Here is a 15938-nt window from a genome sequence, read left to right as displayed (position 1 = left end):
TGGACTCCGTCGGCTGTCAGAGGCCAGAGTCTTGAATTAGTAACACGCTTGGTTTAACTTATCCGCGCAGCTGCTCTCGCCTGTCCTTCCGGTCCGCCACCTGGAGGTTCCAGCATGCTCAGACATGTCCTCGCGCGGGTTCTCCCCACCGTGCTTCTCACCGGTGTGATCGCCGTCCCCACGGCGCACGCCGCCACCATGTATCCCAGCGGGGTCGGCGCCGATCTCGGCCCCACCCCGACCACCCTCGGCGTGCAGCCCGCCGCCGGCGACGACCCGGCCGGGCTGCGGACCGGCACCGAGCAGGGCCGCACGTACTGGCAGACGAACCAGGCGGCCGGCACCGGCTACCTCGAGTTCGACGTCGACCACGATTACGTGGACGAGATCGGCACCGACGACGTCCTGGTGACGGTGACCTATCTCGACAGTGGCACCGGCCTCCTCGACCTGCAGTACGACGCCAAGGCCAACCCGCAGCAGGACGCGACCGATATCCAGCTGACCAACACCGGCACCTGGAAGACCGGCGTCTTCTCGCTCACCGGCATCGGATTCACCAACCGCCTCGGCGACGCCGACGTCCGCGTCTTCGGAGCCGGCGCCGACATCACGATCGCGAGCCTGCGGATCAGTACGGCGGGCGCATCGGTCCAGCTCGGCGCGACGCCCGTGCAGAACGGCATCAGCCCGCGGGCCGGCGACGACGCGTCGCACCTGATCACCGGCGTACAGGACGGTCGCGCGTACTGGCAGACCGACCACACCGCGCCGTCGCCGGGGACGAACTTCTTCTACATGAACGTCGCTGACACCTACCTGTACGACAACCACAGCCTGGTGCTGGTCAGCATCGACTATTTCGACGAGGGCAACGGCCAGTTCGGCCTGCACTACGACTCCCCCGGCGACACGATTCCGCAGAAGTTCAAGAACTCCGAGGTGATCCGGTACGGCGACACCAAGACCTGGAAGACGTACACGTTCGCGCTGCCCGACGCAGTGATGACGAACCGCTCGAACGGCGGCGACTTCCGGATCCACAACGGCGACGGATCGGTCGACCTGAAGGTTGCCGCGGTCCGCGTCGCGAAGGTCGCGACCACGCTCGACGTCACCGAAGGACTCGTGGACCTGATCGGTCAGGCAACGCGGACCGAGAAGGCTGCCCGCGAAGGTACGCGCGACGGCCAGTATCCGGTCGGCAGCCGAGCAACGCTGCAGGATGCGATCGACGACGCTCAGGCGGTCGCCTCCACTCCGGGCGTCACCGACGTACAGGTCAAGGCTGCGCTCACAACTCTGCAGGCGAAGCTCGATGCCTTCACCGCGTCGATCGTGGACACCAACTTCGCTCCGAGCGGTAAGGCGACGGCCAGCAACGGACCGGCCGCGACCGTCAACGACCGAGACGACAGCACGTCGTGGACCGGCGGCGCTGACTCGTGGCTGCAAATCGATTTGGGCAAGCCGCGGCCGGTCAACGACGTACGCGTCGAATGGGCCGAGGCCTACTCCCCCGACTACACCGTCCAGGTGTCGAACGACGGCAAGAAGTTCACCAGCGTCGGCCGGATCGGATCGCCGGGCGGGAACCAGATCAGCCGGACCCGGTTCGCGACCACGAGCGCCCGGTACGTGCGGGTCGCGATGACCGGCGCCAACTCGTTCATCGTCAAGGAGCTCCAGCTCCGGCTCACACCGGTCGTCACCCCGATGCCGAAGCTGGTGCAGACCGGCAACCCGACAGAGGACGGCGTCATCGCCGACTTCGACGCGACGCAGTACGGCGCCGACCGCACCGGCCGACGCGATTCCACCAAGGCCATCCAGCAAGCGATCTACGCCTGTCAGGACGCGGGCGGCGGCACGGTCTGGCTGCCGGCCGGACAGTACAAGGTGACCGACACGATCGAGGTCCACGCGTTCTGCAGCCTCCGTGGTGACCACGGTCAGAAGCTCGGGACCGGTACGGTGATCATCGCGGATCTGCCCTCCGGCGACGACGGGCCGAGCCTGTTCCGGATCGGCGGCAGCGCCGGCGTCCTCGGCGTCACGACGTACTACCCGAACCAGAGCGCGACCAAGCCGGTCCCGTACGGCTACACGTTCGAGATCCCCGGCGGCGCCTGGATCGGCAACGAGAACTACATGATGTCGACGGTCTCCGACGTCACCATGCTCAACTCCTACCGCGGGATCGGCGTCAGCACGATGCCGAACGATCACGGCAACGCGCCGAGCTCGGGCCAGGTGCACGAGTCGACCACGATCCGCAACGTGAACGGCACGGTGCTGTTCGAGGGCGCCCGCGCCTACAACGGCGCCGATGTCGGCACCTGGGAGAACGTTGCCTTCAGCAACTCGTCCTGGTCGTCGGCGCCCAAGGCCTTCAACCCGCCGGCACGGCAGGCATTGGACGCCTGGACCCGGGCGCACGGCACCGGTCTGGTCCTCGGCGACCTCGAGTGGGACCAGTTCTACCGGATCAGTGTCTCCGACTACCTGGTCGGCATCCACGTCGTCGCGGGTCAGCGGGCGCAGTTCACCGGCAGCTTCCTCCAGCCCGACGTACGCCGGACCGGGACCGGGCTGCTCGTCGACGTGATGGACGACCGGTGGGGCCTGACCCTGGCCGGTGGACATGTCGACGGAGGGATCACCAACAACTCGGCCGGCTACGTGAAGATCACCGGCACCGAGGTCAGCGGCGTGGTCTCCGGGATCGTCCACCGGATGTCCGGCGCGGCACCGACGTATGACCAGAAGCCGCTGCCCAAGCCGGTGCAGAAGCTGTACGTCGTGGATGCGCCGCATGGGGTCGGCTATCTACCCGCTGCCGATGCGACCCGTGACGTCCAGAAGGTGCTCGATCGCGCCGGACGTGAGGGCGGCGGCATCGTCTACCTGCCGGCCGGCTGGTACCGGATCAGCACGCACCTGTCGGTTCCGGCGAAGGTCGAGCTGCGCGGCGCGTCCGCCGTACCGAACCGGGACCAGGGCGGCGCGAGCGGCGGGACCGTTCTGCAGGCCTTCGAGCGGAGCACCGAGACCGCGCTGATCACACTCAAGAGCCAGGCCGGAGTACGTGGGCTGCGGGTGTTCTACCCCGAGAACAATCCGGCCAACGGCGTCGTGCCGTATCCGTACGCGATCCGTGGTATCGCCGGTGGGAACTACGTGATCAACGCCGGCTTCCCGAACGCCTGGGACGGGATCGACCTCAGCGGCGACGACGTCGTCGTACGCAAGGTCGCCGGCGCGTTCTTCGACCACGCGATCTCGATCGGGGCCGGGCGCAACGGCCGGGTCGAGGGCGTGCTCTCGAACGGGAACGCGGTCACCCGGGTCGGGTACCAGCAGCCGTACTGGATGAACGAGGGCAACATCTTCGAGCTGGTCATCGACAAGTACATGCGCAAGACGGCCAAGATCGTCACCGTCGACGGGGCTCAAGGGCTGACGCTGCTCGACGTGTTCGCGTACGGGTTCCACGACGGGCTGGTGGTGAACTCCGGCCAGGTCGACGCGTTCAACCTCGGGACCGACAACCTGGGGACCGACGGCCACACGATCCAGGTGGTCAGCGGCGACGTCGAGGCGACCAACCTCGCCCGCTACAACGGGGCTACGCTCAGCGGTACGGCGACATTGCACAACGTGATGGTGATCAACGTCGTCCAGCGCAGCGTCTCGGTGCAGGCCGGCGGGAACGGCACGGTGAAGATCGCCGGGAACGAGTCCGAGCCCGGGAAGTACGAGGTCGGCGCGCAGGTGACCGTGACGGCGACGCCATCATCGGATAGCGTTTTCCAGAGTTGGACCGTGAACGGGACCGTGGTGTCGACAGCGCCGTCGTACACCTTCACCGTCAGCACGGACCAGGTTCTGTCCGCGAACTTCCAGTAGGAGCGAGATGGCTGACACACAACAGCAGGTCGCGATCGTGGGCTGCGGCATCATCGGCAAGCGTCACGCGGCGACCATCGCGGAACGGCCGGACGCGATCGTCACCGCACTCGTCGACCCGGACGCCGCCGCCCGGGAGGCGGTGCTGGCGCAGCTGACCGAGGCCGGTCAGCCGGAGCCGAAGCAGTACGACGACCTGACCGCGGCGCTGAGTGGGTCGGACATCTCGCTCGTCGCGATCTGTACGCCGAGCGGCATGCACGCCGAAATGGCCGAGCAGGCACTGAAGGAGCGCAAGCACGTCGTCGTCGAGAAGCCGATCGACGTCGACCTGGGCCGGGCGCGCCGCCTCGGTGCGGCGGCCGCCCGGGCCGCGGGGCAGGGCGTGCAGTTGTCGGTGATCAGTCAGCACCGGTTCGACGCCGGCAGCGCTGCGATCAAGGAGGCGATCGAGGCCGGCCGGTTCGGGCAGCTGACGTCGTGCGTCGCGACGGTCGCCTGGTGGCGGAGCGACGAGTACTACGCGTCCGCCGGCTGGCGTGGGACGTGGGCGCAGGACGGCGGTGGCGCGCTGATGAACCAGGGCGTGCACACCGCCGACCTGGTGCTGTGGTTCATGGGCCGCCCGGTCAGCATCCAGGCGCAGGCGCTGCGGGCCGCGCACCACGCGATCGAGGTCGAGGACACGGTCGTCGCGACGATCACCTTCGAGAACGGCGCCGTCGGCACGCTGCACGCGACGACCGCGGCGTTCCCGGGTGGACGGACGCGGGTCTCGGTCCACGGCACCGAGGGCGGCGCCGAGGTGGAAGACGATCGCTTGAGCCGGCTGAACGTCGACGGTTCGACGGACGAGGCGTCGGTCGACGTTGGCGATCCCGGTGAGCACAAGGCGCAGTACGACAACATCCTGACGGCGATCGCCGCAGGCAACCAGCCCGCCATCACCGTCCAGGACGGCATCAACGCCCTGGCCCTCGTACGCGCCGTCTACATCGCCTCCACCCTCCAACGCCCGGTGAAGTTCGAGGACGTCCTCGAAGGCAAATACGACGACGTCGAGGTCTCCCGAGGAGTAGGCCTACCCCCCAGCTGACACGTTTGGTGGGTATACCCAGCACATGCCGGGTTGGCCAACCGGAACCATGTTGGCCAACCCGCAGTGTGGTGGGCATACCCACCAAGGCCGGGATTAGGCGCCGGGGGCTCGGTTGTTGAGGATTCGTTGGTAGAGGTTGCAGTCCTGCCAGAGGCCGCCGATGTGTAGGTAGGTGGGGGCGAAGCCGATCTGGTTGAAGCCGGTGCGTTGGAGGACGCGTTGGGAGGCAATGTTGTTCTTCAGGGTGCTGGCTTCGATGCGGTGGAGTTTGAACTCGGTGTCCGCGAGCTCGGCGACCGCCTCGACGGCCAGTGTGGCCAGGCCCCGACCAGTCACGTCAGCGGCCAGCCAGTAGCCGAGGCTCGCGCTGCGGAATGGTCCGGCGACGACGTCCTGCAGTGTGAAGGCGCCGATGACGCGGTCGGACTCGACCAGCAGCCACGGGACGACCTGACCGTTCTTGTAGCGCTCCAGCGTGCTCGCCAGCCGCTCTCGCTGGCCGGCAACAGTGAACCAGCTGTCGGGCCGAGCCGGTTCCCACGGCGACAAGTGGTCCCACGACCGGGTGTACTCGTCCGCCAGCGCGGCAGCGTCCTCGAGGGTAGCGATCCGGAGTTGTACGTCGGAAGTCAGCGAGCGGGCTTCAATCACTTCGGCAGCCTACGTGCCTGGCTGGAGCCCGACACGCGAGGGGTGAAGGCGTCGTGGAAGATCGTCGACGCCGCTCCGACCGCGGCCGCATCGGTCTGCAACATCGACTCCTCAACGGCAACCGGACGTGTCTCCCGAGCCACCGGATGCGCGTTCACCGCACGCCCGATCTCGGTCAGGAAGATCTCCGAGATCTCCTTCATGTACGCCGGTCCGCCGAGCACCACGAGATCGATATCGAGCAGATCCACCAACCCGACCGCGCCCTGCCCGACCACCCGCGCCACCTGCGTGACCGCCTTCACCGCAGCCGCGTCGCCCTCCGCGGCCGCCTTGCACACCGCCTTGTACCGCTTGGCCTCATCGGTCGCGCCCGGATCGGTCTCGACGTACCCGAACTCGGCCGCGATCACCGGCAACGAGGCCGTCGGATTGCACTCGGGGACCATCCGCGGACCGTCCTCCGGGTCCCACTCCCCCATCCGCAGCGCCGCAATCTGCCCGAACTCACCCGCGTTCGCCGAACCGCCGCGATAGATCGACCCGTTCAGGATCAGCCCGCTGCCGACGCCCGTACCGAGATACAGATACGCGAAGTCCCGCGCCCGCGCGGACCGTCCGATCCAGCGCTCGCCGATCGCGGCCGCCGTACCGTCCTTCTCCACCAGCACCGGGTGGTTCAGCCGCTCCTGCAGCAACTTCCGGATCTTCAGCCCGCGCCAGGCAGGCTGCAGCGGAAGCGCGAGCAGCGAGCCGTCCCTGTCGATCGGCCCTGGTACGGCGACGCCGACGCCGAGCATCGAGGCGGGATCGACTTGGCTGATGCTCAACGCCGCGGTCACCGTCGCCGCGGTCAGATCGATCAGCTTGCCGGCCTCGAGACCGTCCGCGAGATCGACGGTCTCGCGCCGCACGATCTTCCCGTCCAGGTCCACGACCGCGACCGTCAGCAGCTCCGGGTCGATGTGGATCCCCACCGCGTGCGCGGCGTTCGACCGCATCCGCACCGGCGTCCGCGGCTTCCCGAGTCGTTCGGCGCGTTCCTGCGCCTCCTCGACCAGCAGCCCTTGCTGGAGGAGGATGCGCAGGATCCGCGACACCGACTGCTGGGTGAGACCGGTCCGGCGGGAGATCTCGGTCCGGCTGATGGTGCCGGCCAGCCGGATCGTCTCGATGATCACAGCCTCGTTGAACGAACCCAGGTCGTACTGGTTCGCGCCGGCCCGCCGCAGGCCTTCGAGCTCGGCCAGGTCGTCCACCGAATCGTTCATCTCCACCTCCCCGGTCTCACCTCGAGTAGCCGCGATCGTACTGCGCACTGTGCCTGTTTACGGCGCTTCCAGCGCTCCGTCGATGCGTCGTACCCCCGCTGCCCACTCGTCGTGTCCGGACAGTTGCGCGGGATAACGGGCCGCCGCATCCAGATCGATGTCGATACCCCAGCCCGGCGCCTCGTTGGGCCGCAGCCAGCCGTCCTCGATCCGCAGCGTCCCGGGGAAGACCTCGTGGACGGCGTCGTCGTAGATGTGACCCTCTTGGATGCCGAAGGCAACAGAACTCACGTCGAGCGCGACGTTCGCCGCGGCTCCGATCGGCGAGGTGTCGCCCGGCCCGTGCCACGCCGTCCGTACGCCGGAGATCTCGGCCAGATCCGCCAGCTTACGAGCCGGGGTCAGACCACCGATGTCGGAGACATGCGACCGGATGAAGTCGACACCGCCGTCCCGGATCAGCCGAACAGCGTCGCCGAACGACGTCGTCAGCTCGCCGACAGCCAGTGGAACCGGCGACGCGGCCCGCACCTCGGGCAGCCGGTCCCACAGCTCCGGCGCCAGCACGTCCTCGAGGAAGAACAACCGGTGCGGCTCCAGCGACCGAGCCAGCAGCACCGCTTCCTTCGGCGTCAGCCGTGAATGGACGTCGTGCAGCAGCTCGATGTTGTCCGGCAGCGCATGCCGGGCCTCGGCGAACAGCTCCGGCGTCGTCCGCAGGTAGTCCCGCGCCGACCAGCCGTTGTGGTACGGCGCATCCGGGTAGAGCGTCGGCACCCGCGGAGCGCCGTACCCGCCACCACCCGGCGTCGACATCTGCAGCCGGATGTGGCGCCAGCCCTGGGCGATCAGCTTCTGGGCGTGCTCGATGGTGTCCTCGATCGTCTTGCCGCTGGCATGGATGTACGTGTCCGCGGCGGCGCGGACCTTGCCGCCGAGCAGCTCGTACACCGGCATCCCGGCGCGCTTGCCGGCGATGTCCCACAGTGCCTGGTCGATGCCGGAGATCGCGTTGTTGGTGACCGGTCCGCCGCGCCAGTAGCCGGAGTACCCGGCCAGTCGGGTCAGGTCGCCGATGTCACCCGGGTAGCGCCCGACGAGCAGCCGGGACAGGTGCTCGTCGACGAACGTCTGCACCGCCTTCCACCGCTGGGTGAACGTGGCACAGCCGAGCCCGTACAGGCCGGGTTCGGTGGTGTCGATCTTCACGACGACCAGCGGGATGCCTTGCGGTGCCGTGACGATCGCCTTCACCTCGCGGATCCGGACGTCGTCGCGGACGGGCCACGGCTGGTCGAAGTTCGTCGGACTGTGCTGAGCCATTCAGGACTCCAGGGGAAGGGTGGGTAGGTCGAGTTCGTGCTTGGCCCCGAAGCCGAGCACGGTCCGGATGGCGGTCAGGTCGATCGGCACCTCGCGGCCGATGAACCGCCGCGTGCGCGGCACGTCCGGCGCGAACGCGTCGAGCAGGTCCTCGGTCGCGTACGGCGCGTTGGTGGTGTCAGCGGCGACGAAGAACGTGTGGGCGCCGGACAACGGCGCGGTCAGCCCGAGCTCCACGGCGTACGCCGCGTCCCGGGTGTCGAGGTAGCTCCAGGCCTCGCGCAGTCCGCTCTCGGGCTTCACCCGGGCATGCTCGGCCATCCGCTCCAGCACGTCCGGCGAGTTCACATGCGGGAACCGCAACGAGACCACGTCGATACCCCACCGGCGCCACGCCATCCGCGCGGTGTTCTCGTCGTTCTGCTTCGACAGCGAGTACCAGTCGCCGACGTCGGTCGGCGCCTTCTCGTCCCAGGGGAAGTACGGCTGGCGGATCTCGTGCGGGTTGAACGGGACGCCGGTCGCGTTGATGCTGCTCGCGATCACCGCCCGGTCGATGCCGAGCGCGCCGGCCTGCGCGAGCACGTTGAACGTCGACACGACATTGATCGAGTAGACGTCGTACGGCGTACCGGCCGACGGATGCGCGAGCGCCGCCAGGTGGACGACGTACTCCGCACCCTCGAGCGCCCGGGCGACATCGGTTTCGGAGCGGGTGTCGCCGATCAGCACCCGGTCCGCCTTCAGGTCCGGGTGCTCGACGTTCGACAGGGCGGTCACCTTCGCACCCAGGTCGTTCAGGTGCTCGACCGTGACCAGCCCGATCCGGCCGGCGGCCCCCGTGACCAGCACGCGCCGGCCGTTCAGTTCACTCACTCTTTGATGCCTCCCGCCATTCCCACACCACGCAGGAATTGTTTCTGGAACAACAAGAACAGCACGACAGGTATCAGAACCGCGAGGAACAGCGCGCTCATCTGCAGCGAGATCTCTGTGGTCTTGGCCACCCGCGGCAGGGCGACCGAGATCGGTTGCAGCGTCGGGTCGGGCAGCACCAGCAGCGGCCAGAGGTAGTCCTTCCACGAACCGATCACGGTCAGCAGCGCGACGACGCCGACGATCGGTTTCGACAGCGGCAGGATCAGCGCCGTGAACAGCCGCAGGTTGCTCGCGCCGTCGATCCGGGCCGCCTCGATCAGCTCGCGCGGGATCGAGTCGAAGTACCGCTTCATGATCAGGACGTTGAACGCGCTCGCCGCCGACGGGAGCCAGACCGCCCAGAAGGTGTTCTGCAGGCTGACGTGGAGCAGCGGCATGTCCAGGACGGTCATGTAGAGCGGGACCAGCGAGATGACACCGGGCAGGAACAGCGTCGCGAGCACGGCGCCGGTGACGACCGGGCCCCACTTCGGCCGCAGGATGCTCAGCACGAAGGCTCCCGTCGTACAGACGAACAGCGTCGAGATCATCGAGCCGATCGCGATGAACGCCGTGTTGCCCAGGTACGCGCCGATCTGCACGCGGTTCCAGGCATCCGGGATGTTCTTCAGCTGGATGCCTGATGGCCAGAGCTGCATCGGGCCGCTGAGGATGTCCTGGCTGGTCGAGACGCCGGACTTGAGCAGCCAGAGCAGGGGGCCGACGCCGGCGACCAGCACGCCGACGAAGATGAGCACCTGGATCGCCGGCAGGCCGTAGCGGATCAGGCCGCGCTGCCGGTCGGCTGTCGAGATGATTCCGCGCTCGGAAATGCTCATGTCGTACTCCAGCGGCGAGTGACGAAGTGGTAGACGACCGAGAGCACGCACAGGACCCCGGCGAGCAGCACGCTCAGCGCGGTCGCGGCGCCGAAGTCGCCGTTGATGAACGCGTACCGGTAGATCAGCAGCAGGACCGTCAGCGTGGCGTTGTTCGGACCGCCGCCGGTGAACAGGAACGGTTCGGTGAACACCTGGAACGTCCCGATCAGTTGCAGCAGCATCATGATCAGGATGATTCCGCGGATCTGCGGCAGCGTGACGTGCCAGACCCGGCTCCAGATCCCCGCCCCGTCCAGCTCGGCCGCCTCGTACAACTCCGTGCGTACGCCGGTCAGCGCCGCCAGGTAGATGATCGACGTGGCGCCCGCGCCGGCCCAGGTCGCCTCGAGCACGATGGCAGGCATCGCGAGCGTCTGCGAGTTCAGCCAGGCGAACGGCCCGATCCCGAACCAGCCGAGGATCGAGTTGAAGACGCCCGCCCCGCTCGGGTCGTAGAAGAACGTCCACAGCAGGATCGCGGCCACCGGCGGTACGACGGCCGGCAGGTACGACAACACGTTGTACAGCCAGCCGGTCTTGCGCAGCTCGCTGATGAACACGGCCAGGAACAACGGCACCGGGAATCCGAAGATCAGCGCCAGGAAAGCGAAGTACAGCGTGTTGAGCGCCGCCTGCGGGAGCTGCGGATCGGTCAGCACGTAGCTGAAGTTCGACCACCCGACCCATTCGGCCGGGGCCACCAGGTTGTTCTTCTGGAAGCTGAGCACCAGGCCGCGGACGATCGGGCCCCAGGAGAAGTACAGGAAGATCAGCACCAGGGGCAGAGCGAAGAAGATGCTGCTGAGCCCGCCGGAGCGGTACCAAGTGGTAACGCTCCGGCTCGACTTCTGCGTTCGTTGCTGGAACATGTGGCTACCGCGCCAGACGCGCGTCGATCTTCGCGGCGGCATCGCTGACCAGCTTGTCGATGTCCGCGTCCTTCTTGGTGAGCACTTGCTGGACTACCGGGTCGAGCAGCGAGTAGACCTCCTGGCCCTTGTTCGACGGCTCGGGCAGCAGCTTCAGCGACGTGGTCGAGTCGATGTAGCCCTGGAACTGCTTGACCGGGACGTTGACGTACGGCTCACGCCACTTGTTGAACTGGTCGTACGTCGACTGGCTCAGCGGGGTGATGCCGGGACGGCCGACGAAGCCCTTGTCCGCGATCGTGGTCTTGGCGTCCTGCACCGCGACCGACTCGGTCGTGTACTTGTCGAACTGGTCGAACTTGATCCACTTCAGCGCCGCGACGATCTCGTTCTTGGTCGCCTTCGGGCTGATCATCTTCAGCGAGCCGCCGGTCAGCGTGCCGTGCGGGCCGCCGTCCTGCGGCAGGGCGCCCTCACCAAAGTCTGCGGGCTTCATGCCGAACTGCTTCACGCTCATGTCGTACGCGTCCGGCGCCTGCAGGACCATGCCGATCTTGCCGGCCGCGAAGTCCTGCCGGACCTCCTCCTGGTTGTACAGGAACCGGCTGCCCATCGAGTTGTCGGTCCAGCGCATGTCCTTCAGCAGCTGCAGCGCCTTCTTGGTCGGCGCGTCGTTGAAGGTCGACTTCTTGCCGTCCTGGCTCTCGACCGTGCCGCCCATGCTGTAGGTCATCGTGGTCAGCATCCAGCCACCGGTGTTGTTGGTGGTCAGCTGCGCGTAGCCCGCCTTGCCGGTCTTGTCGTGGATCTGCTTGGCGTACTGCCTGACCTCGTCCCACGTCGTCGGCGGCTTGTCCGGGTCCAGACCGGCCTGCTTGAACAGGTTGCGGTTGTAGGCCAGGCCGACCGAGAACACGTCGGTCGGTACGCCGTAGATCCGGCCGTTGGCGTCCTGGACGATCTTCAGGACGTTCGGGTTCAGGTCCTTGGTCAGGTCGACCAGCTTCAGCTCGTCGGTGATGTCGGGGAGCTGCTTGTTCGGGATCATGTTGGCGGGCTCGGTGAAGCTGATGTTCATCACCGTCGGCAGCGTGCCGCCGGCCACCTGGGCCTGGAAGGTCTGCGCCTGCCAGGCGGTCTCGGTCGACTTCACCGTGATGTTCGGGTTCTTCGCCATGAAGTCTTTGATCTTCTGGTCGAACGCCTTGATGTCGTTCGGCTTGTCCGGGGTCGGACGGTCCCCGATCGTGATCGTGACCGGCGCGTTCTGGTCGACGTCGCCGCCGGCCCCGCCGGACGACGACGGCGTCGTGCCCTTCGCACAGCCGGCCGCGAGCATCAGCCCCGCCACACCGAGGGCAGTCCCCAACCGGCCCCACCTGCTCACACTCGTCATCGGAACTCCTCAGGTTTCCGGATGCCGCCGATGCGCTCTGAGCCACACACCGGCCAGGTCCCGAGTAAGTTAAACCAAGCGTGTTACTAACTCAAGACCTTGATGGCCATTGGTGCGATAACGCTTGCGCAACATGTCGAGACCTCCCCGGCGGCGCCGACGTACCCAGCGAGAAGGAGGAACAGATGGCTAACCAGGTTGTGCACTTCGAGATCATCGGCAGCTCGCCGGAGCGGCTGCGGGACTACTACGCGGAACTCTTCGGCTGGACGTTCGCGGTTGGTGACACCGTGTCTGCGGCGGTGTCGGAGGCTGGGCAGTACGGGTTTGTCGAGGCTTCGGTTGCCGGCCTCAACGGAGGTGTCGGCGGTGGCGCCTCGCTGCCGGCGAAGGTCTTGTTCTACGTCGGAGTCGACGATGTCGGCGCTGCCCTGGAGCAGGCTGAAGGGCTTGGCGGCCGGCGCGTGTTCGGGCCGGACGGCGTGCCGGGGAAGTTGGTGGTCGGGCAGTTCACCGACCCGGAGGGCAATCTGATCGGGGTCGCCGGGCCGCGGTGAACCCGTGGAGGTGAGGATGGGCGCATGCAGCTGCGAGCGGCGGGCGCCGCCGATCTTCCGTTCCTGACCGAGATGTTGCTTGAAGCATGTAACTGGGACGGGACTCCGTGGTACGACGAGGCGAAGGTGCGGGCGGATGAGCACGCCTGGCAGTATCTCGCCGACTGGCCGCGGGAGACGGACTTCGGGGTGGTTGCGGAGGTGGACGGCGTACAGGCCGGGGCCACCTGGGCCCGGTTGCTGCGTGGGTATGGGTACGTCGCGGACGACGTTCCTGAGATCACGCTCGGGGTCTCCCCCGCGCATCGTCGCCAGGGTGTGGCGCGGGCCGTGTTGTCCGAGCTGATCGCGCAGGCCCGCGCGGCGTCGTACCAGCGGCTGTCGTTGAGTGTTGATCCGGACAACCCGGCGCGGAAGCTCTACGAGTCGCTCGGGTTCGTGAAGGTCGGCGTCGTCGGTACGTCGGACACGATGGTGCTCGACCTCTAGCCGAACCCGCGGACGCGGAACTGCATCACGCGGTAGGGCCAGCCGTTGGCTGTGTTCCACTGGCTCACGGACAAATGCATGTCGGACAAGGTGGATCCGGGGATGACGTAACCGCCGTACAGCTGCGCCACGTGATTGTCGTCCTCGGAGCCCCAGTTGCCGCCGTAGATGAGCGTCTGGCGGTACGCCGTGTAGAGGTTCGACGTCGGCGTGTCCGTGATGATGCCGTCGATGCGGTAGTCGCCGGCGTTGAACCAGGTCAGGACCCACTTGCCGCCGAGCGGGCGCAGACTCATCTCGCCGAAGCTCCCGGTCAGGATCGGCGTCGCCGGGTTCCCCCACGCCCACACCCCGTCGCGGTAGCCCCACGGCTCGTACGCCGCCGGGTTCGCGATCTGGTCGGCGCGGACACGCTTCAGGATGATCGGCTTGTCGCGCTGGAAACCGGTCGAGTAGACGTACACGTACCCGTCGTTCCCGAGCCCCCACGTCAGCAGCTGGAACAGCCCACCGTCGAGGTTCGGGTCGAACTTCGCGCCGGTGTGATACCAGCTCGCGCCCGAGTTGTCCGACCGCCAGATCTCGGTCCACACCACGTTGCCGAGGCCCTTGTTCACCATCGCGTGCAGGTACATCGACCCGCCGATCGTGATCACATCCGACGGCAGCACGGTCGAGAACGTCGGATTGTCGTGCGGGTAGTCCCACAGCTGCTGCGCCGCGTCTCCCCCGACGGCGCCGGACCATCTCACGCCGCTGTTCAGATCCGTCGTCGTGGACCACAGCGCGACCGGCGATCGCCACCACCCTCCACCGACAGCCGGTTGCTCGAACGTGTCGCCGAACATGAACAGCAGGCGCCCGTCCGGCGTACGCGCCGGAATGCCGAGGTCGGTCGCCGCCATCCGGAACCGGTCGGTGAGGCCCGGCCCGGTCAGGTCGGCGACCTTGTTCGTCAGCACGGCCTGGGTGCCCGCGAAGGCGCTGGACGGTACGGCGGCGAGAACGCCGGCGCCGAACGCGGCGCGGAGGAACGTGGACCGCTTCATCATCGCTAGCTCCCAGGGGCGGTTGGAAGGAGTGCGGGAAATCGATTTCTGACTCTCGCGCAGCAACGCGACTGTGTCAAGGGTTGAGCAGCACGGATGCCAGCTGGGTGAACTCCTTGCGCTGGGTCGCGTTCAGCACCTTGGTCAGCTCGGTGATCCGGCGGGTGATCTGCATTTCACCCTGTTCGGCGAGGCGACGACCGGCCGGCGTCAGTGCAACGAGTACGCCGCGACCGTCGTGGGGCGACGGCGTGCGTTGGACGAGGCCGCGCTTCTCGGCGCGCGAGACCAGGCCGGTGATCGAGGACTTGTCGAGCCCGAGGTGCTGACCGACCTCGAGCATGCCGGGCTGCCGGTCACGGAGGATCCCGAGCAGCCGGATCTGGATGATCGACAGGTCGTGCTCGGCGCCGACCGCGGCCAGGATCCGCTGAACCTGGAACGACAGCTGCACGAGGGCGTCCACGGTGTTCACGCTCCCGAGTCTAGTTGACGTGATACGTGGCACAAACTATCTTCGCACGGTAGTACGCGAGACAAACTACTTTGTGAGGTGCTTGATGTACGCAGCCGTGGTGCGGTCGTTCGACGAACCGCCGACGTACGACGTGTTCCCCGAACCGGCCGGACCCGATGTCGTCGAGGTGGTTGCCGCTGGCCTCCATCCGCGGGTGCGGTCGGCGGCGAACGGGACGCACTACACGTCGGAGGGCTCCCTGCCGATGGTCCCCGGTATCGACGGGGTCGCACGGACGGCCGACGGCGATCTGCTGTACTTCGTTGCCGATGACAACGCGGTCGGCACGATGGCGGAGCGGGCGGCCGTGGATCGCCGGCGTGCCGTCGTACTGCCTGCGGGCACCGATCCGGTGGCGGTCGCGGCCGGGATGAATCCGGCGATGTCCTCGTGGGTCGCGCTCCGGCGACGCGCGAACTTCCAGGGCGGGTCCGTTCTCGTCCTGGGCGCGACGGGGAACGCGGGACAACTCGCCGTACAGATCGCCAAGCACCTGGGCGCGTCCAAGGTCATCGGCGCAGGCCGCGACTCCGCCCGCTTGAAACTGCTCACGACCCTGGGCGCGGATGAGGCGGTCACGCTCGATGCTGTCGCCGAGGCCGCCGCCAACGTCGACGTGGTCCTCGACTATCTCTGGGGCGAGCCGACCGAGCAGGCGATGTCCGCCATCCTCCACGCGCGTTCCGACCGCGCCCAACCGCTGACCTGGATCCAGATCGGCTCGATGGCCGCCCGTGAGCTGACGCTCCCGTCGAACCTGCTGAGGGCCGCTGCGCTGACGATCATCGGCAGCGGCCAAGGCTCCGTCTCCGGCCGCGACATCCTCGCCGAACTCCCTGAGCTCGCCACCCTGATCACCTCCGGAGCCCTCGATATCACCCCACGCACAGTCCCACTCGCAGACGTCCAGCACGCCTGGACCGAGCCGCCGCGTCCCGGCGTCCGAGTGGTGCTGATCCCGTGACTCACGGCGCTCGTCACCGGTGCGAACAGGGGGCTCGGTCCGGTG

At 67.4% G+C, this 15938-nt stretch carries 14 protein-coding genes; 5 read left to right on the top strand and 9 right to left on the bottom strand.

What is annotated here, in order from left to right; all coding sequences use genetic code 11:
• Positions 1-114 precede the first annotated feature (114 nt).
• Together EV653_RS09310 and EV653_RS09305 are read left to right on the top strand one after the other, a co-directional pair.
• The gene (locus EV653_RS09310) at positions 115-3909 is read left to right on the top strand and encodes a discoidin domain-containing protein (protein ID WP_134100201.1); all 3795 of its coding nucleotides are present in this window, start codon (positions 115-117) and stop codon (positions 3907-3909) included.
• A gap of 7 nt (positions 3910-3916) precedes the next feature.
• On the top strand, positions 3917-5005 hold the full coding sequence (locus EV653_RS09305; RefSeq protein WP_134100198.1) for a Gfo/Idh/MocA family protein: 1089 nt from the start codon (positions 3917-3919) through the stop codon (positions 5003-5005).
• Positions 5006-5101: 96 nt separating this feature from the next.
• Here EV653_RS09305 and EV653_RS09300 read toward each other — a convergent pair whose 3' ends face one another.
• Genes EV653_RS09300 through EV653_RS09270 form a run of 7 tightly spaced genes read right to left on the bottom strand, consistent with a single transcriptional unit; the run spans position 5102 to position 12317 of the window.
• Positions 5102-5659, bottom strand: coding sequence for a GNAT family N-acetyltransferase (locus EV653_RS09300; protein WP_134100195.1), 558 nt, complete (start codon positions 5657-5659; stop codon positions 5102-5104).
• Positions 5656-6930: an ROK family transcriptional regulator gene (locus EV653_RS09295; protein WP_134100192.1), complete on the bottom strand. Its 1275-nt coding sequence runs from the start codon at positions 6928-6930 to the stop codon at positions 5656-5658. The genes EV653_RS09300 and EV653_RS09295 overlap by 4 nt, the downstream gene beginning before the upstream one ends.
• A 57-nt stretch (positions 6931-6987) precedes the next feature.
• Entirely contained in the window at positions 6988-8253 is a 1266-nt protein-coding gene (locus EV653_RS09290) for an enolase C-terminal domain-like protein (RefSeq protein WP_134100189.1), read from the bottom strand.
• Positions 8254-9129, bottom strand: a complete 876-nt coding sequence (locus EV653_RS09285) for an NAD-dependent epimerase/dehydratase family protein (RefSeq protein WP_238159648.1) — start codon at positions 9127-9129, stop codon at positions 8254-8256.
• The gene (locus tag EV653_RS09280) at positions 9126-10010 is read right to left on the bottom strand and encodes a carbohydrate ABC transporter permease (RefSeq protein ID WP_134100186.1); all 885 of its coding nucleotides are present in this window, start codon (positions 10008-10010) and stop codon (positions 9126-9128) included. Before EV653_RS09280 ends, EV653_RS09285 begins: the two co-directional genes overlap by 4 nt.
• Positions 10007-10921 (bottom strand): carbohydrate ABC transporter permease, encoded by a 915-nt coding sequence (locus EV653_RS09275; RefSeq protein WP_134100183.1) that lies wholly within the window; start codon positions 10919-10921, stop codon positions 10007-10009. Before EV653_RS09275 ends, EV653_RS09280 begins: the two co-directional genes overlap by 4 nt.
• 4 nt (positions 10922-10925) lie before the next feature.
• On the bottom strand, positions 10926-12317 hold the full coding sequence (locus tag EV653_RS09270; RefSeq protein ID WP_134100180.1) for an ABC transporter substrate-binding protein: 1392 nt from the start codon (positions 12315-12317) through the stop codon (positions 10926-10928).
• A gap of 185 nt (positions 12318-12502) precedes the next feature.
• On the opposite strand from EV653_RS09270, the gene EV653_RS09265 reads away from it, so the two are divergent.
• Both EV653_RS09265 and EV653_RS09260 read left to right on the top strand, forming a co-directional pair.
• Positions 12503-12874: a VOC family protein gene (locus EV653_RS09265; protein WP_134100177.1), complete on the top strand. Its 372-nt coding sequence runs from the start codon at positions 12503-12505 to the stop codon at positions 12872-12874.
• A gap of 24 nt (positions 12875-12898) precedes the next feature.
• Entirely contained in the window at positions 12899-13363 is a 465-nt protein-coding gene (locus tag EV653_RS09260) for a GNAT family N-acetyltransferase (protein ID WP_134100174.1), read from the top strand.
• Here EV653_RS09260 and EV653_RS09255 read toward each other — a convergent pair.
• Positions 13360-14415: a DUF4185 domain-containing protein gene (locus tag EV653_RS09255; protein WP_202871521.1), complete on the bottom strand. Its 1056-nt coding sequence runs from the start codon at positions 14413-14415 to the stop codon at positions 13360-13362. The two genes, EV653_RS09260 and EV653_RS09255, sit on opposite strands and share 4 nt — an antisense overlap.
• Positions 14416-14488: 73 nt before the next feature.
• The gene (locus tag EV653_RS09250) at positions 14489-14887 is read right to left on the bottom strand and encodes a MarR family winged helix-turn-helix transcriptional regulator (protein ID WP_202871520.1); all 399 of its coding nucleotides are present in this window, start codon (positions 14885-14887) and stop codon (positions 14489-14491) included.
• Positions 14888-14972: 85 nt separating this feature from the next.
• On the opposite strand from EV653_RS09250, the gene EV653_RS09245 reads away from it, so the two are divergent.
• Positions 14973-15893, top strand: coding sequence for a quinone oxidoreductase family protein (locus tag EV653_RS09245; RefSeq protein WP_134100169.1), 921 nt, complete (start codon positions 14973-14975; stop codon positions 15891-15893).
• Positions 15894-15938: the final 45 nt, after the last annotated feature.

The sequence above is a fragment of the Kribbella pratensis genome, from assembly GCF_004365355.1.
Classification (GTDB): domain Bacteria; phylum Actinomycetota; class Actinomycetes; order Propionibacteriales; family Kribbellaceae; genus Kribbella.
The sequence above is the reverse complement of the archived record's forward strand: the minus strand, read 5'-3'. Positions and strand labels throughout refer to the sequence as shown.

Excerpts from the sequence above, each read along its gene's own strand:
- EV653_RS09270 (WP_134100180.1), bottom strand. The coding sequence starts at position 12,317 with ATGACGAGTGTGAGCAGGTGGGGCCGGTTGGGGACTGCCCTCGGTGTG.
- EV653_RS09295 (WP_134100192.1), bottom strand. The coding sequence starts at position 6,930 with ATGAACGATTCGGTGGACGACCTGGCCGAGCTCGAAGGCCTGCGGCGG.
- EV653_RS09280 (WP_134100186.1), bottom strand. The coding sequence starts at position 10,010 with ATGAGCATTTCCGAGCGCGGAATCATCTCGACAGCCGACCGGCAGCGC.
- EV653_RS09275 (WP_134100183.1), bottom strand. The coding sequence starts at position 10,921 with ATGTTCCAGCAACGAACGCAGAAGTCGAGCCGGAGCGTTACCACTTGG.
- EV653_RS09290 (WP_134100189.1), bottom strand. The coding sequence starts at position 8,253 with ATGGCTCAGCACAGTCCGACGAACTTCGACCAGCCGTGGCCCGTCCGC.
- EV653_RS09305 (WP_134100198.1), top strand. The coding sequence starts at position 3,917 with ATGGCTGACACACAACAGCAGGTCGCGATCGTGGGCTGCGGCATCATC.
- EV653_RS09310 (WP_134100201.1), top strand. The coding sequence starts at position 115 with ATGCTCAGACATGTCCTCGCGCGGGTTCTCCCCACCGTGCTTCTCACC.
- EV653_RS09245 (WP_134100169.1), top strand. The coding sequence starts at position 14,973 with ATGTACGCAGCCGTGGTGCGGTCGTTCGACGAACCGCCGACGTACGAC.
- EV653_RS09255 (WP_202871521.1), bottom strand. The coding sequence starts at position 14,415 with ATGATGAAGCGGTCCACGTTCCTCCGCGCCGCGTTCGGCGCCGGCGTT.
- EV653_RS09265 (WP_134100177.1), top strand. The coding sequence starts at position 12,503 with ATGGCTAACCAGGTTGTGCACTTCGAGATCATCGGCAGCTCGCCGGAG.
- EV653_RS09260 (WP_134100174.1), top strand. The coding sequence starts at position 12,899 with ATGCAGCTGCGAGCGGCGGGCGCCGCCGATCTTCCGTTCCTGACCGAG.